Source organism: Amycolatopsis taiwanensis DSM 45107 (genome assembly GCF_000519205.1).
Classification (GTDB): Bacteria; Actinomycetota; Actinomycetes; order Mycobacteriales; family Pseudonocardiaceae; genus Amycolatopsis_E; species Amycolatopsis_E taiwanensis.
In genome coordinates, this window is sequence record NZ_JAFB01000010.1 from 158,908 (window position 1) to 184,928 (window position 26,021).

The 26,021-nt window shown below is 68.6% G+C and carries 28 protein-coding genes and 1 pseudogene; 19 read left to right on the forward strand and 10 right to left on the reverse strand.

The window, feature by feature from the left end:
* Positions 1-97: 97 nt before the first annotated feature.
* From A3CU_RS0110180 to A3CU_RS0110210, 7 genes are all read left to right on the forward strand, one after another.
* Positions 98-1,390: an ABC transporter substrate-binding protein gene (locus A3CU_RS0110180; protein WP_043840872.1), complete on the forward strand. Its 1,293-nt coding sequence runs from the start codon at positions 98-100 to the stop codon at positions 1,388-1,390.
* Positions 1,387-2,346 carry a carbohydrate ABC transporter permease gene (locus A3CU_RS0110185; protein WP_027942193.1) on the forward strand — a complete coding sequence of 320 codons (960 nt, stop codon included), beginning with the start codon at positions 1,387-1,389 and terminating at the stop codon, positions 2,344-2,346. Before A3CU_RS0110180 ends, A3CU_RS0110185 begins: the two co-directional genes overlap by 4 nt.
* The gene (locus A3CU_RS0110190) at positions 2,346-3,188 is read left to right on the forward strand and encodes a carbohydrate ABC transporter permease (RefSeq protein WP_027942194.1); all 843 of its coding nucleotides are present in this window, start codon (positions 2,346-2,348) and stop codon (positions 3,186-3,188) included. Before A3CU_RS0110185 ends, A3CU_RS0110190 begins: the two co-directional genes overlap by 1 nt.
* 3 nt (positions 3,189-3,191) lie before the next feature.
* Positions 3,192-4,376: an ABC transporter ATP-binding protein gene (locus tag A3CU_RS0110195; RefSeq protein WP_027942195.1), complete on the forward strand. Its 1,185-nt coding sequence runs from the start codon at positions 3,192-3,194 to the stop codon at positions 4,374-4,376.
* 204 nt (positions 4,377-4,580) lie between these two features.
* Positions 4,581-4,889, forward strand: a complete 309-nt coding sequence (locus tag A3CU_RS0110200) for a toxin-antitoxin system HicB family antitoxin (protein ID WP_027942196.1) — start codon at positions 4,581-4,583, stop codon at positions 4,887-4,889.
* Positions 4,886-5,338 (forward strand): type II toxin-antitoxin system VapC family toxin, encoded by a 453-nt coding sequence (locus A3CU_RS0110205; RefSeq protein ID WP_027942197.1) that lies wholly within the window; start codon positions 4,886-4,888, stop codon positions 5,336-5,338. Before A3CU_RS0110200 ends, A3CU_RS0110205 begins: the two co-directional genes overlap by 4 nt.
* 226 nt (positions 5,339-5,564) lie before the next feature.
* Positions 5,565-6,305 carry a class I SAM-dependent methyltransferase gene (locus A3CU_RS0110210; RefSeq protein ID WP_027942198.1) on the forward strand — a complete coding sequence of 247 codons (741 nt, stop codon included), beginning with the start codon at positions 5,565-5,567 and terminating at the stop codon, positions 6,303-6,305.
* A gap of 14 nt (positions 6,306-6,319) precedes the next feature.
* Here A3CU_RS0110210 and A3CU_RS0110215 read toward each other — a convergent pair whose 3' ends face one another.
* The 3 genes from A3CU_RS0110215 to corA all read right to left on the reverse strand — a co-directional run bounded on the left by A3CU_RS0110215 (position 6,320) and on the right by corA (position 9,069).
* Positions 6,320-7,165: a ParB N-terminal domain-containing protein gene (locus tag A3CU_RS0110215; RefSeq protein ID WP_027942199.1), complete on the reverse strand. Its 846-nt coding sequence runs from the start codon at positions 7,163-7,165 to the stop codon at positions 6,320-6,322.
* Positions 7,162-7,806 carry a metallophosphoesterase family protein gene (locus A3CU_RS0110220; RefSeq protein WP_027942200.1) on the reverse strand — a complete coding sequence of 215 codons (645 nt, stop codon included), beginning with the start codon at positions 7,804-7,806 and terminating at the stop codon, positions 7,162-7,164. Before A3CU_RS0110220 ends, A3CU_RS0110215 begins: the two co-directional genes overlap by 4 nt.
* Positions 7,807-7,986: 180 nt before the next feature.
* Positions 7,987-9,069, reverse strand: a complete 1,083-nt coding sequence (gene corA, locus A3CU_RS0110230) for a magnesium/cobalt transporter CorA (protein WP_027942201.1) — start codon at positions 9,067-9,069, stop codon at positions 7,987-7,989.
* Between the two features lie 300 nt (positions 9,070-9,369).
* Between corA and A3CU_RS0110235 the strand changes: the two genes are divergently transcribed.
* Complete coding sequence (locus A3CU_RS0110235) at positions 9,370-9,873, forward strand: MaoC family dehydratase (RefSeq protein ID WP_027942202.1); 504 nt, start codon at positions 9,370-9,372, stop codon at positions 9,871-9,873.
* A gap of 39 nt (positions 9,874-9,912) precedes the next feature.
* On the forward strand, positions 9,913-11,004 hold the full coding sequence (locus tag A3CU_RS0110240) for a DUF2332 domain-containing protein (RefSeq protein WP_027942203.1): 1,092 nt from the start codon (positions 9,913-9,915) through the stop codon (positions 11,002-11,004).
* A 203-nt stretch (positions 11,005-11,207) separates the two neighbouring features.
* Here the strand turns inward: A3CU_RS0110240 and A3CU_RS0110245 are convergent, their stop codons facing one another.
* Positions 11,208-11,585: an NUDIX hydrolase gene (locus A3CU_RS0110245; protein ID WP_245616991.1), complete on the reverse strand. Its 378-nt coding sequence runs from the start codon at positions 11,583-11,585 to the stop codon at positions 11,208-11,210.
* A gap of 210 nt (positions 11,586-11,795) precedes the next feature.
* Here A3CU_RS0110245 and A3CU_RS44275 point away from each other — a divergent pair, with 210 nt between their 5' ends.
* The 4 genes from A3CU_RS44275 (at position 11,796) to A3CU_RS44280 (ending at position 14,400) form a co-directional block, all read left to right on the forward strand.
* Positions 11,796-11,987, forward strand: coding sequence for a hypothetical protein (locus A3CU_RS44275; protein ID WP_043840873.1), 192 nt, complete (start codon positions 11,796-11,798; stop codon positions 11,985-11,987).
* Positions 11,988-11,999: 12 nt separating this feature from the next.
* Positions 12,000-12,560 carry a PH domain-containing protein gene (locus tag A3CU_RS0110255; protein ID WP_027942205.1) on the forward strand — a complete coding sequence of 187 codons (561 nt, stop codon included), beginning with the start codon at positions 12,000-12,002 and terminating at the stop codon, positions 12,558-12,560.
* Between the two features lie 73 nt (positions 12,561-12,633).
* Entirely contained in the window at positions 12,634-13,503 is an 870-nt protein-coding gene (locus tag A3CU_RS0110260) for a PHP domain-containing protein (protein ID WP_027942206.1), read from the forward strand.
* 219 nt (positions 13,504-13,722) lie between these two features.
* Positions 13,723-14,400, forward strand: a complete 678-nt coding sequence (locus A3CU_RS44280; protein ID WP_043840874.1) for a DUF2269 family protein — start codon at positions 13,723-13,725, stop codon at positions 14,398-14,400.
* A 6-nt stretch (positions 14,401-14,406) separates the two neighbouring features.
* On the opposite strand, the gene A3CU_RS0110270 is transcribed toward A3CU_RS44280, so the two are convergent.
* Both A3CU_RS0110270 and A3CU_RS0110275 read right to left on the reverse strand, forming a co-directional pair.
* Complete coding sequence (locus A3CU_RS0110270) at positions 14,407-15,066, reverse strand: response regulator (protein ID WP_027942207.1); 660 nt, start codon at positions 15,064-15,066, stop codon at positions 14,407-14,409.
* Entirely contained in the window at positions 15,030-16,214 is a 1,185-nt protein-coding gene (locus tag A3CU_RS0110275; RefSeq protein ID WP_027942208.1) for a sensor histidine kinase, read from the reverse strand. Before A3CU_RS0110275 ends, A3CU_RS0110270 begins: the two co-directional genes overlap by 37 nt.
* Positions 16,215-16,348: 134 nt before the next feature.
* Here A3CU_RS0110275 and A3CU_RS0110280 point away from each other — a divergent pair, with 134 nt between their 5' ends.
* Positions 16,349-16,573, forward strand: a complete 225-nt coding sequence (locus A3CU_RS0110280; RefSeq protein WP_027942209.1) for a DUF5957 family protein — start codon at positions 16,349-16,351, stop codon at positions 16,571-16,573.
* Positions 16,570-18,081 (forward strand): multicopper oxidase family protein, encoded by a 1,512-nt coding sequence (locus A3CU_RS0110285; RefSeq protein ID WP_027942210.1) that lies wholly within the window; start codon positions 16,570-16,572, stop codon positions 18,079-18,081. Before A3CU_RS0110280 ends, A3CU_RS0110285 begins: the two co-directional genes overlap by 4 nt.
* A gap of 23 nt (positions 18,082-18,104) precedes the next feature.
* Here the strand turns inward: A3CU_RS0110285 and A3CU_RS44285 are convergent.
* Positions 18,105-19,465, reverse strand: a pseudogene (locus A3CU_RS44285) (aspartate aminotransferase family protein).
* A 183-nt stretch (positions 19,466-19,648) separates the two neighbouring features.
* On the opposite strand from A3CU_RS44285, the gene A3CU_RS0110295 reads away from it, so the two are divergent.
* Together A3CU_RS0110295 and A3CU_RS0110300 are read left to right on the forward strand one after the other, a co-directional pair.
* The gene (locus A3CU_RS0110295) at positions 19,649-20,506 is read left to right on the forward strand and encodes a RecB family exonuclease (RefSeq protein WP_027942211.1); all 858 of its coding nucleotides are present in this window, start codon (positions 19,649-19,651) and stop codon (positions 20,504-20,506) included.
* Positions 20,507-20,597: 91 nt separating this feature from the next.
* Complete coding sequence (locus tag A3CU_RS0110300; protein WP_027942212.1) at positions 20,598-20,927, forward strand: hypothetical protein; 330 nt, start codon at positions 20,598-20,600, stop codon at positions 20,925-20,927.
* A gap of 265 nt (positions 20,928-21,192) precedes the next feature.
* Here A3CU_RS0110300 and A3CU_RS0110305 read toward each other — a convergent pair whose 3' ends face one another.
* Positions 21,193-22,569: an Rv3212 family protein gene (locus A3CU_RS0110305; protein ID WP_027942213.1), complete on the reverse strand. Its 1,377-nt coding sequence runs from the start codon at positions 22,567-22,569 to the stop codon at positions 21,193-21,195.
* Between the two features lie 88 nt (positions 22,570-22,657).
* Complete coding sequence (locus A3CU_RS0110310) at positions 22,658-24,265, reverse strand: DEAD/DEAH box helicase (protein WP_084143198.1); 1,608 nt, start codon at positions 24,263-24,265, stop codon at positions 22,658-22,660.
* A gap of 354 nt (positions 24,266-24,619) precedes the next feature.
* Here A3CU_RS0110310 and A3CU_RS0110315 point away from each other — a divergent pair, with 354 nt between their 5' ends.
* Positions 24,620-25,267: a ferritin-like fold-containing protein gene (locus A3CU_RS0110315; protein ID WP_027942215.1), complete on the forward strand. Its 648-nt coding sequence runs from the start codon at positions 24,620-24,622 to the stop codon at positions 25,265-25,267.
* An 81-nt stretch (positions 25,268-25,348) separates the two neighbouring features.
* Entirely contained in the window at positions 25,349-25,579 is a 231-nt protein-coding gene (locus A3CU_RS0110320; RefSeq protein WP_027942216.1) for a DUF3107 domain-containing protein, read from the forward strand.
* Positions 25,580-25,637: 58 nt separating this feature from the next.
* Here A3CU_RS0110320 and A3CU_RS0110325 read toward each other — a convergent pair whose 3' ends face one another.
* Positions 25,638-25,955, reverse strand: a complete 318-nt coding sequence (locus A3CU_RS0110325) for a DUF4873 domain-containing protein (protein ID WP_027942217.1) — start codon at positions 25,953-25,955, stop codon at positions 25,638-25,640.
* Positions 25,956-26,021: the final 66 nt, after the last annotated feature.

Sequence of the window (26,021 nt, forward strand, 5' to 3'; positions counted from 1 at the left end):
AACAACGAACCCCGGGAATAAGTTGGGTCCCCACCGATCCACAGGCACGTTGACGTGCGGTCTGTTCGCCGGCGTGCCGCGTCGGGTGAGGAGACTGATGGGGAAGCACAAAGCCATCGCCGCGCTGGGCGCGGGGATGATGGCCGCTGGGCTGCTCACTGCATGCGGTTCCAGCAGCGGTATCACGATCAACGTTTACTACTCGCCGGAAGACAACTTCCAGACGGTTGTCGACAACTGCAACGCCAAGGCCGCGGGGCGGTACCAGATCGTCTACAACAAACTGCAACGCGGTGCGGACGACCAGCGACAGCAGATGGTGCGGCGGCTGGCCGCGGGCGATACCGGCATGGACATCCTGGGGCTCGACGTGACCTGGGTGCCGGAGTTCGCCGAGGCCGGCTGGATCGAGGAGTGGACGGGCGCGAACAAGGCGGCCGCCGAGGACGGCGTGCTGCCCGGTCCGCTGGAAACGGCGACCTGGGACGGGAAGCTGTACGCGGCCACGAAGAACACGAACGTCCAACTGCTCTGGTACGACGACCGGATCACGCCCGAACCACCGAAGACCTGGGACCAGATGATGGCCGAGGCACACCAGCTCAAGACGCAGGGCAAGCCGGGCAACATCCTGTTCACCGGTGCCCAGTACGAGGGCCTGGTCGTCATCTACAACACCATCGTCGACTCGGTGGGCGGGCATATCCTGTCCGACGACGGGAAATCCGTGGTGATGGACGCGGGCGCGGTCAAGGCGCTGGACATCCTCAAGCAGGTCACCTCGACCGGGATCACCGACCCGTCGCTGACCAACTCGAAGGAGGATGACGTCCGGCATGCCTTCGAGAACGGCAACGGCGCCTTCGAGTTGAACTGGCCGTTCGTGTATGCCTCCTACGCCGAGGACAAGCCGAACGACGCGTCGCACTTCAAGTGGACGACCTATCCCGCGGCGAGCCCGGGAGAGCCGGCCAAGACCACGATCGGCGGCTTCAATCTCGCGGTCAGCTCCTACTCGCAGCACAAGCCCGAAGCGTTCGATGCGGCACTGTGCTTGCGCAGCAAGGAAAGCCAGAAGTTCTCCGCGGTCAAGGACGGGGTGCCGCCGACCATCGAGTCGATCTACACCGACGACACGCCCATCGATCCGAGCAAACCGGTCGACGCCAGCGACAACCCGAGCATGGCGACCGCATATCCGATGCGCGACACGATTCTGACCGCGCTGAAGACCGCGGCGGTGCGGCCGCTCACCCCCGCCTACCAGAACCTGTCCACGGTGATCTCGAAGGTGCTGTCGCCGCCGTCGAAGATCGATCCGCAGGCCACCGCCAATGATTTGCGCGACAAGCTGTCGGACGCGCTGCAGTCGAAAGGGGTGATCCCGTGAGCCAGGCCGTCTCGGAGGTCCCGGCGACCCAGGCCGAAACCGGCACCAGCGCGAAGAAGGAAAAGCCGGTGCTCAGTGAGGGAAAGAAGGCCGAACGCAGGCTGGGGCTGTGGCTGTGCGCGCCGGCCGCGATCGTGATGTTGGCGGTGACCGGTTACCCGATCATCTACTCGATCTGGCTGTCGTTGGAGCGATACGACCTGCGGTTTCCGGACCAGCGGGCGTTCGTCGGCCTGGAGAACTACATCACCGTCCTGACGAACTCCTACTGGTGGACCGCGTTCGGCACCACGATGTTGATCACCGTGGTCTCCGTCGCGATCGAACTGGTGCTGGGCATGCTGCTGGCGCTGATCATGCATCGCACCCTCGTCGGCCGGGGTTTGGTGCGCACGGTCGCCCTGATCCCCTATGGGATCGTGACCGTGGTGGCCGCGTTCTCGTGGTACTACGCGTGGACGCCCGACACCGGCTACCTGGCGAACACGCTGGCGGGCGGCGGGGCTCCGCTGACCTCGTACGTGCCGTCGCTGGCGATCATCATCCTGGCCGAGGTGTGGAAGACCACGCCGTTCATGGCGCTGCTGCTGATGGCCGGGCTGGCGCTGGTGCCCGACGATCTGCTGAAGGCGGCGTCGATGGACGGCGCGAGCGCCTGGCAGCGGTTCACCAAGGTGATGGTTCCGGTGATGAAGCCGGCGATCCTGGTGGCGTTGCTGTTCCGCACGCTCGATGCGTTCCGCGTCTTCGACAACATCTTCGTGCTCACCAACGGCGCGAACGACACGTCGTCGGTGTCCATGCAGACCTACAACAACCTCCTCAAGGGGCTGAACCTGGGTATCGGCTCGACGATGTCGGTGCTGATCTTCATCACGGTCGCGATCATCGCGTTCGTGTTCGTCAAGGTGTTCGGTACCGCCGCACCGGGTAGTGACCAAGGGGGTAAGCGCTGATGGCCATGCAGGGAACGCTCACCGCCGGGCGCCGGACACGGTGGACACTGATCGACATCGTCGTCGTGGTGTACGCGCTGGTGCCGGTGCTGTGGATCCTGTCCTTGTCCTTCAAGACGAAGGACACCCTGACCGACGGCAAGTTCATCCCGCGGTCGTGGACATTCCAGAACTACATCGACATCTTCGCCACCAGCGACTTCGTCCGGGCACTGATCAACTCGCTCGGCATCGCGCTCATCGCGACCCTGATCGCGGTCGTGCTCGGCACGATGGCGGCCTACGCGATCGCGCGCCTGGACTTCCCCGGCAAGCGGTTGCTGATCGGGGTTTCGTTGCTGATCGCGATGTTCCCGCAGGTTTCGCTGGTGTCGCCGCTGTTCAACATCGAGCGGAGTCTTCACCTGTTCGACACCTGGCCGGGGCTGATCCTGCCGTACATCACCTTCTCGCTGCCGTTGGCGATCTACACGCTTTCGGCGTTCTTCCGCGAGATCCCGTGGGAGCTGGAAAAGGCGGCGAAGATGGACGGCGCCACGCCCGCCCAGGCGTTCCGCCGGGTCATCGCGCCGCTGGCCGCGCCCGGTGTGTTCACCACGGCGATCCTGGTGTTCATCTTCTGCTGGAACGACTTCCTCTTCGCCATCTCACTGACCTCGACCAACGCGTCGCGGACGGTGCCGGCGGCGTTGTCGTTCTTCACCGGGGCCTCCCAGTTCGAGGACCCGACCGGGACCATTTCCGCCGCCGCGGTGGTGATCACGATCCCGATCATTCTGTTCGTGCTGTTCTTCCAGCGCCGCATCGTCGCGGGGCTGACCTCCGGCGCCGTGAAGGGTTAGGACATGGCTGAAATCGTTCTGGACAAGGTGAGCAAGCGTTACCCCGACGGTGCGCTCGCGGTGTCCGAAGTGGATATCCAGATCGCCGACGGCGAGTTCATCATCCTGGTCGGGCCATCCGGCTGCGGCAAGTCCACCACGCTGAACATGGTGGCCGGCCTGGAGGACATCTCCACGGGGGAGCTGCGCATTGACGGCCAGCGGATGAACGAGAAGGCGCCCAAGGACCGCGACATCGCGATGGTGTTCCAGTCCTACGCGCTGTACCCGCACATGACCGTGCGGGAGAACATGGCTTTCCCGCTACGTCTGGCCAAAGTGGACGACGCGACGGTGCGGCAGAAGGTCGAGGAGGCGGCGCGCATCCTCGACCTGACCCAGCACCTGGACCGCAAGCCGGCGAACCTGTCCGGCGGGCAGCGGCAGCGGGTCGCGATGGGGCGGGCGATCGTGCGCAGCCCGAAGGCCTTCCTGATGGACGAACCACTGTCCAATCTGGACGCCAAGCTCCGTGGTCAGATGCGCACGTCGGTGTCGAAGCTGCAGAAGCAGCTCGGCACCACCACGCTCTACGTGACGCACGACCAGACCGAGGCGATGACGCTGGGCGACCGGGTGGTCGTGCTGCGCGCCGGGCACGTGCAGCAGATCGGCACGCCGCAGCACCTCTACGACCACCCGGCGAACCTGTTCGTCGCCGGGTTCATCGGCTCGCCGTCGATGAACTTCGTGCCGGCCACGCTCGCCGACGGTCAGCTCAAGAGCGCGCTCGGCGCGTTCGACCTGCCGGATCCCCTGCGGCGCGCGGCCGAGGCCGCGAACGCGCCCCGCGAGGTGATCGCCGGCATCCGGCCGGAGCATTTCGAGGACGCGAAACTGGTCGACGAGCAGCTCAGGCGCTCCGGTGTGACCTTCACCGCGCAGGTCGACGTGCTGGAGTCGATGGGATCGGAGAAGTACGCCTACTTCGCGCTCGAGGGCGAAGCGGCGACCTCGTCGGAGCTGGCCGAGCTCGCGGCGGATACCGGTGCCGACGACGTTCCGGGCGGTGAAGGCACCCAGATCGTCGCCCGGCTGTCCGCGTCTTCCGGGGCCGCCGAGAGCACCGGCGTGGACATCTGGTTCAACCCGGACAATCTCCAGCTCTTCGACCCGGACGGCGGAAGGAGCCTCACCTCCCAGAGCTGAGAAGCCTGTTCTCCGAACCGGTAGGTCCCTGGTCGAGGTGGGTCGTCGAACCCGCCGTCCGGAGGTACCCGATCTTGCGGGCAGGGCTCGTGGGAGAGCGCTGGCCACAAGATCGGGTGGGGGCCCCCGAACAAGCACCGAACACCGCGAATTGTCGCACCCAAGCGCTACCCTGCCTGCAGGCGCGGTTGCTAGCATGCTGTCATGGCACAGGTGAGCTGGCGCGCGCCCGAGGAACTGGTGAAACGAGTTCAACTAACCGCCAAACAGCAGGGGATGAGCATGAATGAGTACGTGACAAAGGTGCTGGACGCCGCGACCAACCCGGACCTGGCCGAGGACGCGACCACCCGCACCCGCGAGCGGCTGCGCCGCGCGGGCCTGTTGTGGGAGTCGAGTCAACCGGTGGCGCACCGGCCAGACCCGAAGTTGGTGGAGGAAGCCGGACGCAAGGCGGCGTCGGTAGGCCCGCTGATGTCTGATCTGGTCAGCGAGGGGCGTGGTCCGCGATGAGCGTGTTCGCCGATTCGTCCGCGCTGGTCAAGCTCTACGCTCCGGAGAGTGGTTACGAGACGATCAGATCCCTCACGGATCTGATCGTCTCGCAGCTCGCCCGCGTCGAAGTGCCCTCCGCGATCTGGAAGAAACATCGCATGGCCGCGATGTCCGCGTCCGAAGCCCGGGCGATGGTCGATCAGTTCGAGGCCGACTACTTCGGGGTCGGTGACCAGCCGCCTCGGTTCGCGGTCGTGCCGATTTCGGAGGTGGTGCTCGACGTCGCGGCAAGGCAGACCGGCATTCACGGGCTGCGGGGCTATGACGCGATCCAGCTCGCGACCGCCCAGGTCGTTGCCTCCGCCGACCGGGATTGCCGGGAGTTCGCCTGTTACGACAAGGCGTTGTCCGCGGCGGCCATCGGGGAGGGGTTCCGGGTACTGCCTAGCGAACAACCTGGACGATGAGTGAGAGTTTGACGGCTGCGTTGCGCGGACGGCGATTCCGGCTCCGGTTCGGCGGGCCGCGGGTATCGAGTCGGGTCGGCGCCTGGTCGCCTACGTCGAGGACGGCCGGGTGATGCTGAGGACCGGGGCGGACGTGACCGCGGTTATCCGGGCCGCGGCCGAAAGCACGGACGTTCGTGGGTAAATCGGTCGCGGCCGGGGGTGCACGCCTGGCAGCCTGGTGATCGTGGTGGATCACGCCTACTCCGACACCCGGCTTGCCGGGCTCTACGACCTGCTCAACACCTGGGAGCCGGGCGGTGACCTCGACTTCTACCTCCCGCTGGTGATGTCGGCGAAGTCGGTGCTCGACGTCGGCTGCGGCACGGGCGCGCTGCTACGCGGGGCCCGCGACGCCGGGCACACCGGCCGGCTGTGCGGGCTCGACCCCGCACCGGGAATGCTCGCCCGGGCACGCAAGCGCACGGATATCGAGTGGGTGCTCGGCGACCTGGCCTCGGTCACCTGGGCCCACGAGTTCGACCTGGTCGTGATGACCGGGCATGCCTTCCAGGTGTTCGTGTCCGACGACGAACTGCGCGCCTCGCTCGCGAAGATCCGTTCGGTCCTCACCGGCGGTGGCCGCTTCGCGTTCGAGACCCGCAATCCGGCGGCTCGTGCCTGGGAACGCTGGACCCCGGCCAACGCGGTCGAGGTGACCGACGCTTCCGGTGCCGTGGTGCGCGTGTGGCACGACGTCGAAACCGTTTCCGAGGGCGTGGTCACCTTCACAGAGACATTCGACGGCGCCGGCTGGGCGTCGCCGGAGACGAGCCGGAGCACGTTGCGGTTTCTCGACGCGCCGTCACTGGAATCGTTCCTGTCGGACGCGGGGCTGGTCGTGGACGAGCAGTTCGGGGATTGGCTGGGCAACCCGTTCACCGAGACCAGCCCGGAGATCATCACCATTGCCCGGCCGGCGCGCTGACACCGACGCCCGGATCAGCGGGGCTGGTTGCGCAGGGCCGCGATCACGTCGTCGTCCCAGCGGTGGGTGCGAATGAGCCGATAGCGCTCTCCCGCGATGCACAGGTATGCCTCGGCCTCGGTCCGCCGGCCGACCAGATCCGCCTGTCGCAGCAGGTCCACCACCGGCAGGTACTCCTCGTCGTACCACCGCCGCGCGATCGTCGCGCGGTCCGAATAGGTGCCCTCGTCCTGCATCAGCCGGAACCCCCAGGCTTCGACGTGCTCTCCGAGCATCGCGTAATGCCACGGGTCGGACAACACTATGCTCGTCCGGGCCCGGCCCGTCAGCGGCACGCGCTCCAGGAAGAGCCGCCGGTAATCCTTCACGATCAGGTCGCCCCGGTGACGGATCCCATCGGAGCCGAGCCTGGTCCGGACCTCGGTCACCTGGGCCTCTATCGCGGACAATCCGAGTGCGTGCGCGACCGAGACGCGGTGGTGGCCGTCGATGACGAAATGCAGTTCGCCGACGCGGTAGACCTCGATGGGCGGGATGCTCTCGCCACGGCGGGCGGCCTGGGCGAGCCGCTCCCACCGCTCGCGGACGCGGCCGGAGGTGGGGCGGAACCGGCGGTCGAAGTCCCGGCCCCGGTCCACGCTGCCGACGATCGACTCGATGGCGATCACGCGCAGCCCGATGCGGCGTTCACTGACGTAGCCGAGTGCGTCCACTACTTCGGCGAACGGCAGCATGATGTTGACGTCGTCGGGTTCCCGGCGAAGCCGGTTCGCCAGGCGGGACAGCACCTGCCGCCGGCGTACCCGCAGGAAGTCGTGTTCGGCGTCGACGCGGGGGAAACCGCTGTCCCGGGCGCTCACAGGACGACCTCGTGCGCGCCGACGACGTTACGGACGCGGGTCTTTCCGAGTCGGTACTCCGGTGGCCGCCGGCCGTAGGGGTGGATGTGCCCGTGCAGCAGCCATTTCGGCTGCAGCCGTTCCACTGTCCAATGCAGACAATCGAAGCCGTGGTGCGGAGCGTCCTCCCGGTCGCCTAGCCCACGCGGCGGGGCGTGGGTGAGCAGGATGTCGACGCCGAGCCCGTCCTTGCGACGCCGGTGTTCGGCGGTCCGGACCAGTTTGCGGGCGCGGCGCGCCTGCTGGGACTGCGTCCACTGGTTGGGCCCGTCGTTGTAGCGCACGGAGCCGCCGAGGCCGGCGATGCGCACGCCCGCGACGTCGATAAGCCGCCCGTCAGCGTTGATCCCGCCCGGCGGGCCGGGCCAGGCGGTGGGAAAACCATCGTGCAGGAACAGACCACGGTGCCGGGTGAAGCCGGTCAGGTCGGGGTCGTGGTTGCCAGGGACGAACACGCACGGCTTGTCCAGCGCGTCTGCCAGGAAGGCCAGGTAGTCGAACGGCAGGTCGCCCGCGCCGAGCACCAGATCGACTTCACGGGTGTGGACCGCGCCGGCCCACAGCAGCTCGTCGACCTCATCGGCGACCACCAGCGCGCGCATACCCCGACGATAGGGCAGGCGAGCCCGGCGAGGCTATTTCGCCGTCGCGAGTTCGGGGTGGTAGGCGATCACGACGGCCACGATGGCGATCCACAGCAGGCACCCCGTGAGGGCCCAGAACTTGAGGTTGGTCAGCATGCGAGACATTCGAAACTCCTTTCGTGCCGATTCAGGAATGGTTCACAGCCACTTGTTCTTCCTGAATATTCGGTAGAGGAGCAGGCAGGCCAGGAGAATGACGACCAGTACCACGGGATAGCCGAACTTCGTGTGCACTTCGGGCATGTAGTCGAAGTTCATGCCGTAGATGCCGGCGATCATCGTCGGCACCGTGATCATCGCGGCCCAGGCGGTGATCTTGCGCATGTCGGTGTTCTGCTGCAACGAGATCTTCGCGACCGTGGCGTCGACCAGCGTGGTCAGCAGTTCGTCGTAGGCGGCGACGCGCTCGGACACCGTGGTCAGGTGGTCGTCGACGTCCCGGAAGTACGAGCGCACCTCGTCGGGCACCAGCCGCGTGAAGCCCTCGGCCAGCCGCCGTACCGGCGCGGCCAGCGGCATCACGGCGCGGCGTAGTTCCAGCACCTCGCGCTTCATCAGGTAGATCTGCTCGGCGCTGACCTGGGTGCGGGGCGCGAACACCCGGGTTTCCATTTCCTCGATGTCGTCTTCGACCGCGCTGGAGACCTCGAGGTACTGGTCGACGACGTGGTCGGTGATGGCGTGCAGCACCGCGGCCGGGCCGTTGGAGAGCTGCTCGGCGTCCTCGTCGAGTTCGCGGCGCAGCCGGGCCAGCCCCGAGTGCCCGCCGTGCCGGACGGTGATGATGAAGTCCACCCCGAGAAACGCCATCAGCTCGCCGGTTTCGACGATTTCGTTGGCCGTGGTCGGAGACTCGTGTTCGGCGTAGCGGAGGGTCTTCAGGACCATGAACAACGTGTCGTCGTAACGTTCGAGCTTCGGTCGCTGGTGTGCCTGCACGGCGTCCTCGACGGCGAGTTCGTGCAGCCCGTAGGCCTCCGCGATGCCCTGGATCTGCTGCTCGTCCGGCTCGTGCAGCCCGATCCAGACGAACCCGTCGCGCCGCCGGCGCACCTCCTTGATGGCCTCGGCGTGCGTCCAGCGACCGGGCAGCCGTTTACCGTCGACATACACGGCGCAGTCGACGATGTAGGCCGACAGGGGTACCGGAACGGGCGGTCGAAGCCGGCCGCGACCGTTGCCCCGGCCGCGCAGACCACCGAGCGAAGGTAACGTGGGCATGGGATCTCCTGGCTGACGTAGTGCGTGCTACGACCGCCGAGCGGTTCTCCTCCGCCCGGCCTTGACCAGCGTTGTCCCAGAAAGCGGCCTACCGGCCGAGGATCGAACGGGCGGGCAGGCTGGGAACGCTGGCTTTACTAGGGAGCGGACTATCACCACTGCTCATATTGCGTTCCTCACCTCCTTGGGCCGACGTTCGACCGGCGCCGTTGACGCGCCGCCACCGATCACCGAGGGTACTCCTCGACATCGGTGAATGTCGCTTCAGGTCGGTGTGGTGTTACCCGCAGGGAGGTCGGAGTGCAGTTCGGGCGGTATTTCGAGGAGTTCGAGGTCGGTGCGGTGTACCGGCACTGGCCGGGCAAGACGGTGACCGAGTACGACGATCACCTGTTCTGCCTGCTCACGATGAACCACCATCCGCTGCACCTGGATGCGCACTACGCTGGAGAGACCACCGACTTCGGCCGGAACGTGGTGGTCGGGAACTACGTGTACTCGCTGCTGCTGGGCATGTCCGTGGCCGACGTTTCGGGCCAGGCGATCGCCAACCTCGAGGTCGAGTCGCTACGGCACGTCAAGCCGACGTTTCACGGGGATACGATCTACGGTGAGACCGAGGTGCTGGAAAAGACCCCGTCGAAGTCGAAAGACGACCGTGGCGTGGTGTACGTGGAGACGCGCGGATACAAACAGGACGGCACGATAGTGTGCGTGTTCCGCCGCAAGGTGCTGGTGCCCAGGCAGTCCTACGGGCAGGCGCGTGGTGGTGAGCAACCAGGTCGTCCAGTGCCGCACGAGTAGGCAGTCCGGGGCGGCGGCAGTGATGCGGGAGGTGGGCGCATGCCCCTGGAAGAAGTGAAGCAGGGCCTGCGAGACTTCGCGGCCGGAGCGGCCGGCACGTCGCCGCTGTACGAGCACCTGGCCGAGCGGGCCGCGGAGGACGCCGACGTGGCCGGCTTGCTGGCGCCGGGCGACGATCCGGCCCTTCTGTTCGCCGCGGCACACCGGTTGGTCCAGGCCGATCCGATTCACCCGCTGTCGCGCTACTACCCGTCACTGGGCGGCTTCGACGGCGTCGACGACGGCACCTGGCCCACCTTCCGCGAGTTCCTGCTCGCCCGCGCCGACCGGGTACGAGAGCTGATCTCGACGCGCGAGATCGTGAACAACGAGGTCGGCCGGGCGACCGGGCTGTACCCCGCGGTCGCCATGGCCGCCAAGGAGGCGGGCGGCAAGATCGCGCTGCTCGAGGTCGGGTGCGGCGCGGGATTGCTGCTCGGCCTGGACCGGTTCGGCTACCACTACCAGTGCGACGGTGGCGAGCAGATCGTGGCCGGACCGGCCAAGGCCGCGGTCGGGTTGCACTGCGCGCTGGACCTCGGTCCGGGTGCGGCGCTCCCCAAGCTGCCGAAGAAGATCACCGTGAGCGCGAAACTGGGTCTGGACCCGACGCTGATCGACGCGTCCGACGAGGACGAGCTGGCCTGGCTCGAGGCGTGCGTGTGGGCCGACCAGCTCGATCGCATCCGGATGCTGCGCACGGCCGCGGCAGCCCAGCGCAAGGACCCGCCGGAACTGGTCACCGGGGACGCGGTGGACGATCTCGCCGCGGTCGCCGCACGGGTGCCCCAGGACGTGCCGCTGGTGGTGGTGACCTGCCGGGTCCTGGGTCACATCGCGGAGGAACGGCGGGCCGACTTCGTTTCCGGCCTGGCCAAACTGGCCGCCGACCGCCCGCTGTGGTGGGTCACCGACGAGCCCTACGAGGTGGCGCTGTCGTACGTCCTGCCGGGCCGCGACGAGTTGGCGTTCTGGGGTGCGGCTGGTGCGTGCACACTCGGGTTGGTCAGGTGGCGCGACGGCATCGCCGACGCGGTCGCCATGGCCCATACCTCCCGCTACGGCCACCGCATGACCTGGCTCGCCTCCTAGGGACTGACGTGGTTTACCTGCCGGTGCCTCACCGCAACCGGCTCCGCCATGAAAACGCGCTGGTTTTGGAGGAAGGTGGGTTTACTACGGATAGTCACACGCTCCCGGGGACGGCTCGGTCCGGGCTCCGAGCCAACCGCGGGTTGGCCGCCCAGGGGACGTCCGTACCTTCAGTTGTTTCGTAGCAAATCCACCTTGCTCCACTACCGGGAGGGGAGCCGGCCCCAGGCGCGGAGGGTGTCGGCGAGTCCCTCGGTGAGGTCGAGGCGCGCGAAGACGGCGGCGTCGACCCAGCGTGCGTCGGCCGCGTCGTCGCCGGGTCGCAGCCGCCCGCCGCGGACCTCGCACAGGTAGTCGTAGATCTCGTACCGGCCACGTACGACCATGCCGGCAAGTTCGCCGGGGACCACGTCGAGGCCGGTTTCCTCCCACAGCTCGCGCACTACGGCCGCGTGGTCCGTTTCGCCCCTTTCCACTCGGCCGCCTGGTATGGACCAGAGCCCACGCCCGGGGTCGTGGCCGCGCTGGATCAGCAGCAGGCGCCCGGTGTCGTCGAAAGTGATGCCACCCACACACCGCACCAAGAGCCGGTCACTCGCCTGCACCAGCCGAGACTATCCCGCCGATCACCAGCCGTGCGCCACGCATCAGAAGCTGATCTTGTTCCGCGACGTGTACACAGAGAGTAGTCATGCGGTATGATCGCGCGCGGGCACTGACCCAAGCGCGGGACTTCCCTCCCGCGTTGGACCTCGGTGCGGTACAACATAACTGGTGACCTTGCTAGACCGATGCCGGAGCAAGAGACGGGATTGATCGTTGTGAACGCGAAGAAGCTAGCCGGACTCCTGGGTATCGCGTTGGTCTTGTTCTTCGTGATCGCCCAGCCAGGTTCCGCGGCGAACCTGGTCACGAACGTCCTCGACTTCCTGCGTAGCTCGGCAGAGGCCGTGATCACCTTCGTCAGCAACGTGTTCAGCTAAGCGGCGTCGCCCATGTTCGCCCCTCGCGATCCCGACGAGTACCTACTCGACACCGAGCGTCGGGTCATTCGCATCCGGCGGCACTGGGCGGTGCTGGCCTGGGACACCATCGAGGCGATCTGTCTGCTCGCGATCTGCGTGATGGTGTCCTACCTGTTGCCCAGTTCGCTCTGGCTCGTGCAGAACGTGCTCTGGTACGCCGCGCTGCTGGTCGTACTGGTCTACGCCTACAAGGTCATCGAATGGTGGGTGGAGCGCCTTGTGGTGACGGACAAACGGTTCGTGCTGACCACCGGCGTGATCACCACCAAGGTGGCCATGATGCCGCTCAGCAAGGTCACCGACCTCACCTACCAGCGCAGCGCCTCGGGCCGGATATTCGGCTACGGCACGGTCATCGTCGAGTCGGCCGGGCAGATCCAGGCGCTCAACCGGATCGACTTCCTGCCCCGGCCCGAGGAGTTCTACGACACCATCTCCGAACTGGTCTTCGGCGACAAGGCGAAGCAGGCCGAGCGGTTCTCGATGATCAAGGCACAACGCCGGGCCCAAGGGAAGAAGATGGTCGGCTGACCAGCCGGAAACCCGGGCACCGCCGCAGGCGGCCGGAGTGCCACCGGCCGGTGCTGCCCCGGGTTCGGTAAGAATGGGCGGGATGCGCATCGACCTGCACACCCACTCGACCATGTCGGATGGCACGGACACGCCGGCGGAACTGGTGGCCGTCGCGGCCGCCGCGGGGCTGGACGTGATCGCGCTCACCGATCACGACACCACCGCGGGCTGGGCCGGGGCGATCGAGGCCCTGCCCGCCGGGCTCACCCTCATCCCCGGTGCCGAACTGTCCTGCGTGAGCACATCCGACTCGGGCCGCCCGATCAGCGTGCACCTGCTGGCGTACCTGTTCGATCCGGCCGCGCCCGCCCTGGTCGCCGAGCAGCAGCGACTTCGGCGTGAGCGCCGGGACCGGTTGCGCGCGATGGCGGAGCGGATGGCCGCCGACGGGCTGCCCATCGACGCCGACGAGGTGCTCGGCCGGCTGCCCGCGGATTCGCCGGCCGGGCGGCCGCACCTGGCGCAGGCGTTGGTCCGGGCCGGCCTGGTGGCCACTGTGGACGAAGCATTCGCCGAGTACCTGAGCAATGGTCGTGGTTACTACCTGTCACGGCAGGACACGCCGGTCGAGACCGCGATCGACATGATCGCCGACGCGGGCGGGGTGACCGTGGTCGCCCACCCGTTCGCGCGCAGCCGCGGCCGGGTCATCTCGGCCGAGAACATCGCGGCGCTGGCCGAGCGCGGGCTGGCCGGTGTCGAGGTCGATCATCCCAACCACGACGAGGCCACCCGCGCGGAACTGCGGGTGCTCGCTCGTGAGCTCGGCTTGGTGCAGACCGGGTCGAGCGATTATCACGGCACCAACAAGACCATTCCGATCGGCGCGAACACCACCGATCCCGAAGCGTTCGAAGCGCTGGTCGCGAAGGCATCCGGACAGCCGATCGCGGTTGGTTGAGGCTCCGGGAGGCATCGATCACGCTCGTCGAAGGTTGATGATCATCCGCCCGGCTCCGGGTTTGTGGAGCAAGGCGTGTTTGCTACGGATACGGCTCGGCCCGTTCGACGTCGCTCCATGTTGACGCCGGTTGTCGCTTGAAGCAGGAAGGCGAAGGCGCTCCTGCTGCCTACGCTTTCGTGTGGTCGCAACAAGCCGGATATGGAGAGCACGAAGCGTATGAGCAGGGCGAATCGGTGGCGGCAGTCGGCGGTATGGCTGCACATCCTCACTTCGGTGGGCTGGATGACGCTGGCGGTGACTCTCGTCACGCTGATGGTGACCGCGGGCGCCAGCGACGATCCGGCTGTGCGGGTCAGCGCGATGTCCATGGCACACCAGTTGGATCTTCACCTACTCGCGCCGTCGGCGAACGCCTCCGCGTTGACCGGGTTCCTGCTCGCCGCCGCAACACCGTGGGGTTTCTTCCGGAGCTGGTGGGTTCTGGCCAAGTTCGTCATCACCATCGTCCAGCTCAACCTCGGAATCTTCCTGCTGTCCCCGGCGCTCCAGGCCGCGGAGGATGCGGCCCGCGCCGGGGAGGAGAATCCGGCTACGGGGCTACAGATCGCCGGAACTGCCTTCATGGCGGGCGCGATCGCCTTCCAGGCATGGCTGTCGGTGACCAAGCCGTGGCGGCGGACTCCGTTCTCGGCCACCGGCAAACCGCCGAGCGCGCCGGCCTGGGTGTTCGCGGGCTCGGTGTGGGCGCCGCTGACCGACCTGGCGGCCGGTACCGTGCTGGGCTTTCCCTTGCCACTGTTGTCGACCGTGGTGTTGGCGATAAGGCTGGTCACGCGGCGGCGCCAGGCCACGCCGACGCCGCCCACCCGGCGCACCCCCGTGGCCGCGAGCTGAACCGCCTCAGCCTTCGCCCGGTCGCACCAGCCCGGTCTCGTACGCGATGTGCACCAACTGCGCCCGATCACGAGCGTCCAATTTGGTCAGCAGGCGGCTGACGTACGTGCGTGCGGTGGCGGGGCTGAGGAACAGCCGTTCGGCGATCTCGTCGTTGGACCGGCCGGCGGCGATCTCGGCCAGCAGTTCGCGTTCACGCTCGGTGAGGCGGTCCAGCCGGCCCGGATCCGGCGGCTGCGGGCTGGTCGCGAGGGCGGCCATCACGCGCCGGGTGACCGACGGGGACAGCAGCGCCTCGCCGCCGGCGACCGTGCGCACCGCCGCCCGGAGCTCGCCGGGCTCGGTGTTCTTCAACAGGAAACCCGATGCGCCGGCACGGATCGCGTCGAAGATGTGCTCGTCGGTGTCGAACGTGGTGAGCACGACTACCCGGGTGCCGCGCAGCCGCTGGTCGGCCACGATCCGCCGGGTCGCCTCGATCCCGTCGACGCCGGGCATGCGGATGTCCATCAGCACCACGTCCGGCCGCTCGGCCACCGCCAGCGCCACCCCCGCCGCGCCGTCGCCGGCCTCACCGACCACAGTGATGTCCTCGGCCCGTTCCAGCAGCGCACTCAGTCCGGCACGCATCAACTGCTGGTCGTCGACGAGCACGACGCGGAGCATCCCACCTCCATCGGCAACGAAGCGTCGACCCGGAACCCGGACCGCGGTCGCGCGTTGATCACCACCTTGCCACCCAGCAACGCGGCGCGCTCGCGCATGCCGACGAGGCCACGGCCGCCACGTGGCTCCGCGGCGCCCACGCCGTCATCGGCGACGCTGACCTCGAGCCGGTCAGGCTCGTAGCGCAACAGCACCTCGGCCTTGCTCGCCCGCGCATGCCGCAGGCAGTTGGTCAGCGACTCCTGCACGATTCGGTACGCGGTGGTGTCCACGACCACGGGCAGCGGCACGGGTGTGCCCTCGGTGCGCACGTCCACCGTCAGCCCGGTATCGGTGGTAGCCGCCACCAGGGTGTCCAGGTTCCGCAGGCTGCCGGCCGGGCTGCGGCCCTCGGCCTCGCCCGAGCCGGTCAGCAACCCGAGTGTGGTGCGCAGTTCGCGGACCGCCTCGTCGCTGGCTAGCCGGATCGTGGCCAGCGCCGCGCGCGCTGCCTCCGGATCGTCGTCGAGGGCCTCCGTGGCGACGCTGGTCTGCACCGAGACCACCGCGATGGTGTGGCCCAGCGCGTCGTGCAGGTCCCGCGCGATTCTCAGCCGTTCCTCCTCGACCCTCCGCTGGGCCTCCCACTCCCGCTCGGTCGCGGCCTGCCGCGCGGTGCGCTGTTTCTCCAAGCGGAGCACGCGAGTCGCGCGGACCGTCGTGCCGAGCGCGATCGCGCTCAGCATCAGGCCGATGGTCGAGGCCGTCTCGAAGCCGAGCAGGTAGCTCGGGTTGTCGCCCTCACGCAGCCGGAAGAACGTGCTCACCAGCACCAAGGCGGTCCCGGTCGCGGCGGCGACCCCGACCTGGCCCGCCTCCGCCGCCGAGTACAACGCGGCGGCGACCGGCAGGGCCAGCCCCACCGGCGGGTAATCCGCGGCGTAGTAGGCGAGCAGCCCGGCCGCCGTCGCCATCAGCGCCAGTACCGGGAACTTGCGGCGTACGAACATCAGCGCGCCCAGGCCGGCGGCGAACAGGTACGCCACGTAGTCGGGCGTCCGGGAGCCGCCGAGATCCATCGCGATCGCCACGGCCACGACCGCGGACGTGCTCGCCCCGAGCGCGGCGTCGATCAACACCCGGCGGTGGCCGCCGTGTTCCTCGTCCACCGGCCGAGAATAGGTAGCGGGAACGACGCGCCGCAATCGACCCGTGTTGACCCCGAATGTCGCTCGTGGTCGACCCTGGGTGACGACACTGGAGGGAATACAACACCGCCCGTTCCTGGCTAACCTCGGCGGCCATGAGAACTTTGGGGGTCGCCATTCTCGGCCTTTTCCTCGGCCTTGCGGTGGGGTTTCTGGTCTTCAGTGAGCTGGTCGGAAGAATTGTCGCGAGCAGTGGGTCGGTGCAGGCGCCGTGGACGTTCGTGATCGGTTTCGGGCCGCAGGTCCTGGCTGCGCTCGGTGCGGTGCTCGCGGTCGTCGTCGATAACAGGTACCGCAACCGTGGGGGTAAGGAACAATGACGCTTTCGCGCCGGAATCTGCTTCGGATGACCGCGGGCGGAATCATGCTGGCTCCGCTCGCCGGGGCCTGTTCCGGGGTGATTCCCAGCGGTGGCGCCAATGCGGAGACCGAGTCCAGCGCCGGCGGGTTGTCGCGTAGCGCCGCACGGCTCCCAGCGCCGTTCACCGTGCCGCTGCCGGTGCCGCCGGTACTACAGCCGGTACGCACCGACGCCGGCACCGACTACTACGAGATCACCCAGCGCCTCGGCGAGTCGGAGATCCTGCCGGGATTGAAGACGCAGGTGTGGGGTTACGACGGGATCTTTCCCGGCCCGACCATCGAGTCGCGGCGGGACCGGAAGATCGTGGTGCGCCACCGCAACGCGCTCGACGTCCCGGTCGTGGTGCACCTGCACGGCGGCCGGACGCCGCCCGAACACGACGGCTACCCCACCGACCTCGTCGAGCCGGGCACCGCACGGGACTACGTGTATCCGCATGCCCAGCCCGCCGCCACGTTGTGGTACCACGACCACCGGATGGACTTCACCGGCCCACAGGTCTACAAAGGACTCGCGGGGTTCCACCTGATCCGTGATGACGAGGAAGACGCGCTGCCACTGCCGAAGGGCGAACGCGAAGTGCCGCTCATGATCACTGACCGGTCCTTCGCCGCCGACGGCTCGTTCGCCTACCCAGCGGCCGACCCCACGCTACGGCAGCCCGGCGTCACCAGTGACTTCGTCAGTGGTGTCCTCGGCGACTGCATCCTCGTCAACGGTGCGCCCTGGCCCGCCCTGGAAGTCACGAACACCCGCTACCGGTTCCGCATCCTCAACGCCTCCAACGCGCGCCGCTACCGCCTCGCGCTCGACCCCGCCCCACCGCAGGGACCCGCCTTCGTCCAGATCGGTAGCGACCAAGGACTGCTCGCCGCGCCCGTCCAGCACGATCGACTGCAGGTCGCGCAGGCCGAACGGTTCGACGTCGTGATCGACTTCTCCGCCTACCGCGTCGGCCAGCAGGTGACGCTGGTGAACGAACTCGGCACCGGCGGTACTGCCAGCGTGATGCGCTTCGTCGTCGCCCGCACGGCAACAGAGGACAGCCGTATCCCGGCGAAGCTGGCGGATGTCGAACCACTGTCCATATCGGAGGCTGCGACCGAGCGGACGTTCACCTTCGCCCGCAACGGCGCCCAGCACCACGGCATGACACCGTGGACGGTCAACGGCGAGGTGTTCAGCCCCGAACACCTCTGGGCCGAGCCGGCACTTGGCACGGTCGAACGATGGACCCTGCGGGCGCAGAACGTGTCCCACCCCATCCACATCCACCTGGCGCCGTTTCAGGTGCAGGACGGCAACCGGTACGCCTCCGGCTGGAAGGACACCGTCGACCTGGCGAGCGGCGACCAGGTCACGGTCCTCATCCGGTTCGACGGCTACCGCGGCAAGTACGTCTTCCACTGCCACAACCTCGAGCACGAGGACATGGCGATGATGGCCAACTTCCAGGTCCGCTGACGTGCATCCACGTTCCGCACTGGCTACGACCTGACCGGCGCGGTAGCCGGGAGAGCAGAACACGCTGGAGTCGGGTATCGGCTCGTCACCTCGCTCAGGGCGGTATCGAGGATCGCCAGGCCGCGGTCGATCTCGGCGTCGGTGGCGGTCAGTGGTGGGGCGATGCGGAACGTTCCGCCCATCCCGGGCAACTGCACGATGTTCATGTGCAGGCCGAGCTCGGCGCAGCGTCGGGTGACGGCGGCACCGAGTTTGTCGGTGTCCCCGACGCACTGCTCGCGCTCCTCGGTCAGTTCCAGCCCTACCAGCAGCCCGCGCCCGCGGACGTCGCCGATCACCGGGTGCCGCGTGGCGAGCTCGTCCAGCCCGCCGCGCAGCCGTTCACCGAGCGTGCGGGCACGTAGGTCGAGGCGGTTGTGGGTCAGCACGTCCAGAACGGTGTTGCCGACAGCGGCCGGGAGCGGGTCGTTGACGTGCGTGGTGAAGAACAGAAACCCGCGGTCGTGGGCCTCCTGCTCGATCTCTGCGCTGGTCAGCACGGCCGCGAGGGCAGCCCGGCGCCGAGTGTCTTGGACAAGGTGAGGATGTCCGGGACGACGCCGTCGTGCTCGAAGGCATACCAGTCACCGGTGCGGCACAGGCCGGTCTGGGCCTCGTCCAGGATCAGCAGCATCCCTCGCTCATGGCACTTGTCTCGCAGCGCGGCCAGATAGCCCAGGGGAAGTTCGATGACACCGCCGGAACTCAACACCGGCTCGATCAGGCAGGCCGCCAGGCTGCCGACCGACTGGGCGTCGATCAGCTCGAAGCCGAGATCGAGCTGCCGGCGCCAGTCCAGGTTCCCGTCGGCGTCGACGATGCCGGGCCGGAACCGGTCAGGGACCGGCAGGGCGAAGTTGCCGGGGGCAGCGGGTCCGTATCCGGCTCGCCCGGCGCTGTAGGTGGCGTTCGCGGCGGCCTGGGTCATGCCATGCCACGACCGGGCGAACGAGACGACCTCGTGCCGGCCGGTGACGAGCTTGGCCATCCGCAGCGCGGCCTCGTTCGCCTCGGCCCCGGTGGTCAGGAACATGACCTTCTGCAGCGGCTCCGGCAGCGTCCCGGTGAGCCGCCGGGCGAGGTCCAGGACCGGGCGGCTCAGCATGCCGCTGTAGAGGTGGTCGAGCCGGCCGACCTGCTCGCGGACGGTCGCGACGATCGCCGGGTGCGCGTGGCCGAGGATCGCGCTCATCTGCCCCGAAGTGAAGTCGAGGAGTTCCCGCCCGTCTTCGGTGAACACCGAGCTGCCCTCGGCTCGTGCGATGATCCCGGGGCTGAAGGTGCCGCGTCCGGAGTAGCGGACCAGGTGATGTTCTGGGGCGATGTGAGCCGCGTCATCCAGCATGGTCACGACGCTACGGACGAACGTCGTGGCGCGTCCAGGGCGCGATTGTGCGCCTTGTCCGGACCACGCGGCTCGTTGTGCACCTCCGGGCTATCCGTAGCAAATATTCATTCATCACGATTGCGCGGTGGGCAAAACCCGGGGGGAGCTTAAAGTGTCGGTGGCGGTGCGTACGGTGGTGTCGTGGAGCAACTGGGCTTCGAGTTCGCTGTTCAGCCGCGCAAGCTGACGAAGGTCACTCCTGCGCGGCTGGCCACCTTTGACGACTGCCCGCGGCGCTACCGGATGGCCTACGTCGACCGGCCACCCCCGGCGCGCACCGGCCCCTGGGCGCACAGCACGCTCGGCGCGGTGGTGCACAACGCACTGCGCGCGCTGTTCGAGCTGCCGCCGGCCAAACGCACGCCGGCCAGGGCCGCGGCGCTGGTGAACGAGCATTGGCAGGACGGGGGCTTCGCCGACTCCCGGCAGGCGGCCGTTTATCGCGAGCGCGCGCAGTCCTGGGTCAGCGAATACGTCGAGCACAACGACGTGTCGGAAACGCCCGTCGGGCTGGAGCGGTGGGTGTCCGCGCCGGTCAGCCCGCAACCCGGACGTCCGGCGTCACTGATCGTCGAGGGCCGGGCCGACCGTATCGACGAGCGCGGGCCGGAGCTGGTGATCGTGGACTACAAGACCGGGCGCCGTCCGCCGGACGAAGCGGAGGTCAGGGCGTCGCAGGCACTCGCGATATACGCGGTCGCCGCCGAACGCACCTTGCGCCGCCCGTGCCACCGGGTCGAACTGCACCATCTACCGACCGGCACGATCGCTGCGGCCGAGCACACCGAGGCCGGCCTGCGCAGGCACCTGGTTCGCGCGGAGGAGACCGCCGAGGATCTTCGCACCGCGACGGACAGCCTGGCCGAAGGTGGTGACCCGGAGGCTCTGTTTCCCGCGCGTACGTCCGCCCGGTGTTCCTGGTGTGACTTCCGACCGAGTTGTATGGAGGGGCAACAGGCCGCGCCGCCGGCCAGGTCATGGGAGCTGCTGGCGCCGTGAGTAACCCTGTGTCAGGGCGCGGCTCCCAGACCGGCCAGGGAGCGCGCCGCCGACAGGCCCGGGGTCGCGCGCGAACTCGCGGAGGAGAAGGGTGAGCACCGAAGAACTCGAGTCCCTGGGGGTAGCGGCCCGGCCCGTACGCACCCGATTCGGCCGCCGGTGGCGCGGTCTCACCGGTTCGCTGGCCGCCGGCCTGGCCGCCCTCGCGCTCCTCGTGCTCGGGTCCGGCCTGGTCTCGGCGTTCCTCGGCGCCCCCGGGCCGGGAGCGGTGCCGCTGATCGGGCATCCCCTCGCCGCGATCCTCGCCCTCGCCGCGCAACGAGTGGCCGATCGTCGAGACGGGAAGCTTGCCAGGGCGGCGGGCGTCGTCATCGTGGCCGATGTCGCGTTCGTGCTCGCGTTCTTCTGGTGGTGGCCGTGACGCCGACTGTGGTCGGTGTCCGAAGCGGACTGCACTCCGGCTGACGTCGTGTCAGCTCGGCCGCTGCTGGGCCAGCTTCCACGCCGACCCGGTGCAGCCGTCCCTGCCTCACGCTCCGGTGTTTTTCCTTCTGTGGCAACCAGTTCCAGCAGTGCCGCGACGATCTTGCCGAGTAGCGGCGGGCAGGTAGGCCCACTGGTCCTCGGGGCCGGGCGACTCGAACTGCTCTGGCAGACGGCGGAATGCCGGGTGAGCTGGGCGATGGTCAGCGCAGGGCGACCACGGTGTCCCCCCGCTGTTCCAGCAGCACGGGGCCGACGGCGGTGAGGCGCACCGGCCCGGTGTAGCCGTGCCGGTCCAGGCCGATGGTGCGAATGGTCGAACCGTTCTGCTCGTTGAGCACGGCCAGGCCGCCCTGGATGGGCACCACGAGCTGATGATCGAACATCACACCCGGCCCGAGCGCGGAGCCGAGCGTCCACAGCGGCGTCAGGGTGTCCCTGGACAGGGCCATCAACTTCGAGCCGGTGAACCAGTACACGTTGGACGACGTGACGGAGGTGCTGGCCACGCCCCCGGCCGGGTCCCGCGCGAGGTCGGCGGCGGGCAGGTCGAGCGGGTACGCCGCGATCTGGCTGCCGTCCGGGCCGTAGATCAGGAGCAGCCGCTGGGCCGGCATGGCCACCGCCGCGTTGTCGCCGGACATGGCCACCAGCTGCGCCGAGGTTCCCGGCAGCACCTGGCTGTAGGAGACTTCCGGCTGGTCGGAGTCCTTCGGGACGGCCTGGAGCACGGTGATCCGGTCGCCCTGGTCGCGCGGGCAGCGTTCGAGCACGCCGACCTGGCCGGCGGCGGCCGCCACCGAGCCATACGAGCAGCCGGTCCGCGGCTGCTTGCCGGGGTTGACCAGAGCCGGGACCCGGCCGTATTCAACGGTTTCCACCAGGTCGTCACGCCAGGTGTTGAGCAGTGTGGGACCGTAGGCGGTCACGTATGCCCCGTCGCTCACCAGCCTGGTGCCCAACTGTGCGCTGCCGGTGCGCTGCGCCGTTCGATGCCCGGTGTCCGGGTCGAGCTCGACGACCTCGCTGCAACCGCTTTCGTTGTTGAGGCCGTCCTTGCGGAACACCGCGAGCACGTGCGTCCACGCCCGGCTCGCCGTGCACAGCTGCAGGTCACGCGAGTACTGCCAGCGCACCGCGCCGGTGAGCGGATCGCGGCCGAGCACGTCGCCGCCCGAGGCGGTCACCACCGTGGTTTCACCCGCGACCGGAACCGGAACCGCTCCGTCAGGCGCCCGCCACAGCTCGGTGAGTGAGCCGGGCACCGCATCGGGCGCGGGGGGCAACGGCTGGCCCTTCTGGGCCGTCTGCGAGATCGTCGACCGGCTTTCGCTACCCGCCCAGATCAGCAGTCCTCCGGTCAGCGCGGCCACCAGGATCAGCGCCGCGACGACACGATCGCGGGGGCGGTTCCAGGGGGAGCGACGGGCGGGAGGCCGGGGAGCCGAAGGCGGTCCCGAGTACGAGTTGACCGGAGCGGCCAGCACGTCTTCCGACCCGATGACGGGCACGTCCGCCGTGTCGTCGAAGGGCTTGTGGTGCCGTCCACCTGCAGGCTCACGGTCAACGGGCTCGCTCACTGACTCTTCCGCTCCCGGTAGTCGGCTCGTGTTTCGGCGAAGGTGGCCGCGCGGACGGCTACCGCCGCCGCGCGACCCGAGTATCCGCTCAGTCTGCCGAAGCCGGCGTATCAGCCGTGTTGCCCGTCCCCAACCGGCGGCGCCGGCGGCGCCGGGCCGGTCGCTCGGTGTGGTCCGTGCCCTCGCGCTCCGCGGAGGGGGCCGTCTTCGTCTTTGCGGTGCTTTCGGTGGCCTCGGTCGCGGCCGCAGCGTCGATGCCGCCCCGGGTGCGGCGGCGCTTGCGGTTGCGGCTGGGGGTGTCCGACCGGCGTTTGCGGCCCAGCTTCTCCTCCGGCTCGGCGGCCAGCCCGGCGCGGGTGCGCTTGCTCAGCGGAAGCCGGCCACTCGCGTCGGCGGGGATGTTCAGGTCGCTGAACAGGTGCTTCGACGTGGAGTAGGTCTCGACCGGTTCCGGGATGCCCAGGCGCAGCGTGTCGGAGATGACCTTCCAGCGCGCTTCCTCGTCCCAGTCGACGAGGGTGATCGCGACCCCGGTCTTCCCGGCGCGCCCGGTGCGGCCGATGCGGTGCACGTAGGCCTGGTCGTCCTCCGGCATCTGGTAGTTGATGACGTGCGTGACGTCGTCCACGTCGATGCCGCGCGAAGCGACGTCGGTGGCGACCAGCACATCGATCTTGCCGGAGCGGAACGCGCGCAGCGCCTGCTCCCGCGCGCCCTGGCCGAGGTCCCCGTGCACCGCGGCGACGGCGAACCCGCGGCCGGCCAGGTCGTCGGCGGTGTTCTGCGCGGTGCGCTTGGTGCGCGCGAAGATCATGGTCAGGCCGCGGCCTTCCGCCTGCAGGATGCGGGCGACCAGCTCCGGCTTGTCCAGCGAGTGGGCCCGGTAGACGAACTGGGTGGTGCGCTCGTGCACCGCGCCCGCGTCGTTCTCCTCGGCCCGGATGTGCGTGGGCCGGTTGAGGAAGGTCCTGGCCAGCGTGATGATCGGGCCGGGCATCGTCGCCGAGAACAACATCGTCTGACGCTGGTCGGGCACCATTCGCAGGATGCGCTCGATGTCGGGCAGGAAGCCGAGGTCGAGCATCTCGTCGGCTTCGTCGAGCACGAGCCCGCGGACCTTGCCCAGCACCAGGTGCCGCTGCTCGGCCAGGTCCAGCAGGCGCCCCGGCGTGCCGATCACGACGTCGACCCCCTTGCGCAGGGCGCTGATCTGCTGCTCGTAGGGTCGCCCGCCGTAGATGGCGAGGGTGCGCACGCCCAGGTGCTTGCCCGCGTCGGTGAGGTCGTGGGTGACCTGCAGGCACAGCTCGCGCGTCGGCACCACGATGAGGGCCTGCGGCGTGCCGTCGCCCGGCGTGACGAGCCGCTGCAGCAGCGGGACGCCGAAGCCGAGGGTCTTGCCCATGCCGGTGCGGGCCTGTCCGATCAGGTCCTCGCCGCCCAGGGCCAGCGGCAGGGTGAGTGCTTGAATGTCGAAGGTGCGTTCGATACCGGCCTCGGTGAGCGCACGCACGATCTCGGGGCGCACGCCGAACTCGGCGAAAGTGGGGTTCTCCGGCTCCGTCTGGGCGGCGGCCTGCAGTGGGTGGGAAGTGTCGGTGTCCGGCTGGCCGCATTCGGCGTGTTCGAGGGCGGCGGGCCCGGTGTCTGTTCGGTTGTGGGAAGTGCTTGCGGTCAGGGTGATCGCCTCTCTCATACCAGCGCGCACGGCCTGGTCGTCCTCCGGCACTCGACCGCTCGATCCCTTGGACCCGCGGGAATGCCGCTCAAAAGGCGTGCACGCACACTGTGTGTTCCGTGAACGGCGATGGGACTAGCCATTCACACTATCGGCTTACAGGGGCGTTATCCGAGGTAGGCGCCCTGCTGTGATCGCGATAGCTTCGGTCAATACACCATGGATTGTACCCAGTCGCCTCGGGGTCCCGGTGTTTCGGGCCCGGTGTGTCTGTGAGGGATTTCTCTCTCTTCAGCTCCGGGCCAGGTGGCCGTGGCGGCCGTCGCCTCGCGCTCGCGCGCCTGTTCCACGGTCCGGGCTACGCTCACGGCCGTGACACAACAGATCAGCGAAGGCGTGGTGGACCTGGTCGGCGTGATCGCCTACGGCGAGTTGTCGGCCTTCGATCGGCTAGCCGAGGACGCCCGCAGCGCCCCCACCCTGACCGGCCGGGCTTCGCTGGCCTCGATGGCCGCCGCCGAGATCGGCCACTACCACCTGCTGGCCCAGTTCCTGGCCGGGCACGGGGTGGCGGTCGAGGACGCGATGGCGCCCTTCGTCTCGCGGTTCGACGACTACCATGCTTCGACCGCGCCGAAGTCCTGGCTGGAGTCGCTGGTCAAGGCATACGTCTGGGACGGGCTGGCGGCCGACTTCTACCGCGAGGTGGCCACCTGGCTGGACGCGGAGACGGCGGAGCTGGTGCGCACCGTGCTCGCCGACACCGGGCATTCGGCCTTCGCCGAGCGGGAGGTCGCGGCGGCCATCAAGGCCGACCCGAAGACGCGGGACCGGCTGGCCCTGTGGGGACGCCGGCTGCTCGGCGAAGGGCTGACCCAGGCGCAGTACGTGGCCGCCGAGCGGGACGGGCTGGCCGAGCTGATCGTGTCCGGTTCCGGCGATCTTTCGGGAATCGCGGCGCTGCTCCGGCGGTTGCAGCAGGGGCACACCAAGCGGATGCAGAAGCTCGGCCTGGGCTAGCCCCACCACCCTCAAGGCCGCGCTCCGCGCGGCAGCTAGGCTTAGTTCGGACGAGCTTTTGGTAGAAGGCGGAGGTCACACGTGGAGGTCAAGATCGGCATCAAGGACACCCCCCGTGAGTTGGTGGTGTCCAGTGGCCAGTCGGCTGAGGAGGTCGAGACGCTGGTCTCCGACGCCTTGAAGACCGACGACGGCGTGTTCCGCCTCACCGACGACAAGGGCCGCAAGTTCCTCATCCCCGCCGACCGCATCGCGTACGTCGAGATCGCGCCGTCGGACGCGCGGAAGGTCGGCTTCGCCGTCGGCGCCTGACCAGCCGAATTGGAGCAAGGGGCGTTTACTACGGATAGTCCGTAGTAAACGCCCCTTGCTACGGTTCCAGACCGGCCGGACGGGCCGGTAGGGAGAAGGGCGGCGTGCTGGTGCCGACGATGCGGTAGCGGCCCCACGGGTCGGGATCGCAGATCTCGCCGCGCGCCGAGCCTTCCGGGGTGCGTAGTTCGCCCACGTGTTTCCGGCCGCCGAGCGCCTGCTCGAGCGCCTCGTTCGCCGTGATCCGGCCGTACCAGTGGTAATGCCCGTCGATCGGCTGGAACACCCCGCGTAGCTCGACTTCCACCTCGAACGCGGCGTCGCCGACCACCAGCGTCGCCGGGCCGAGGTAGCCGTCGTCACCGTCATCGAGCACGCCGTACCCCGGTGTCTCGCGGGACACCCGCACCCGGTCGGCCCGCGCGATCGGGACTCCGTCATT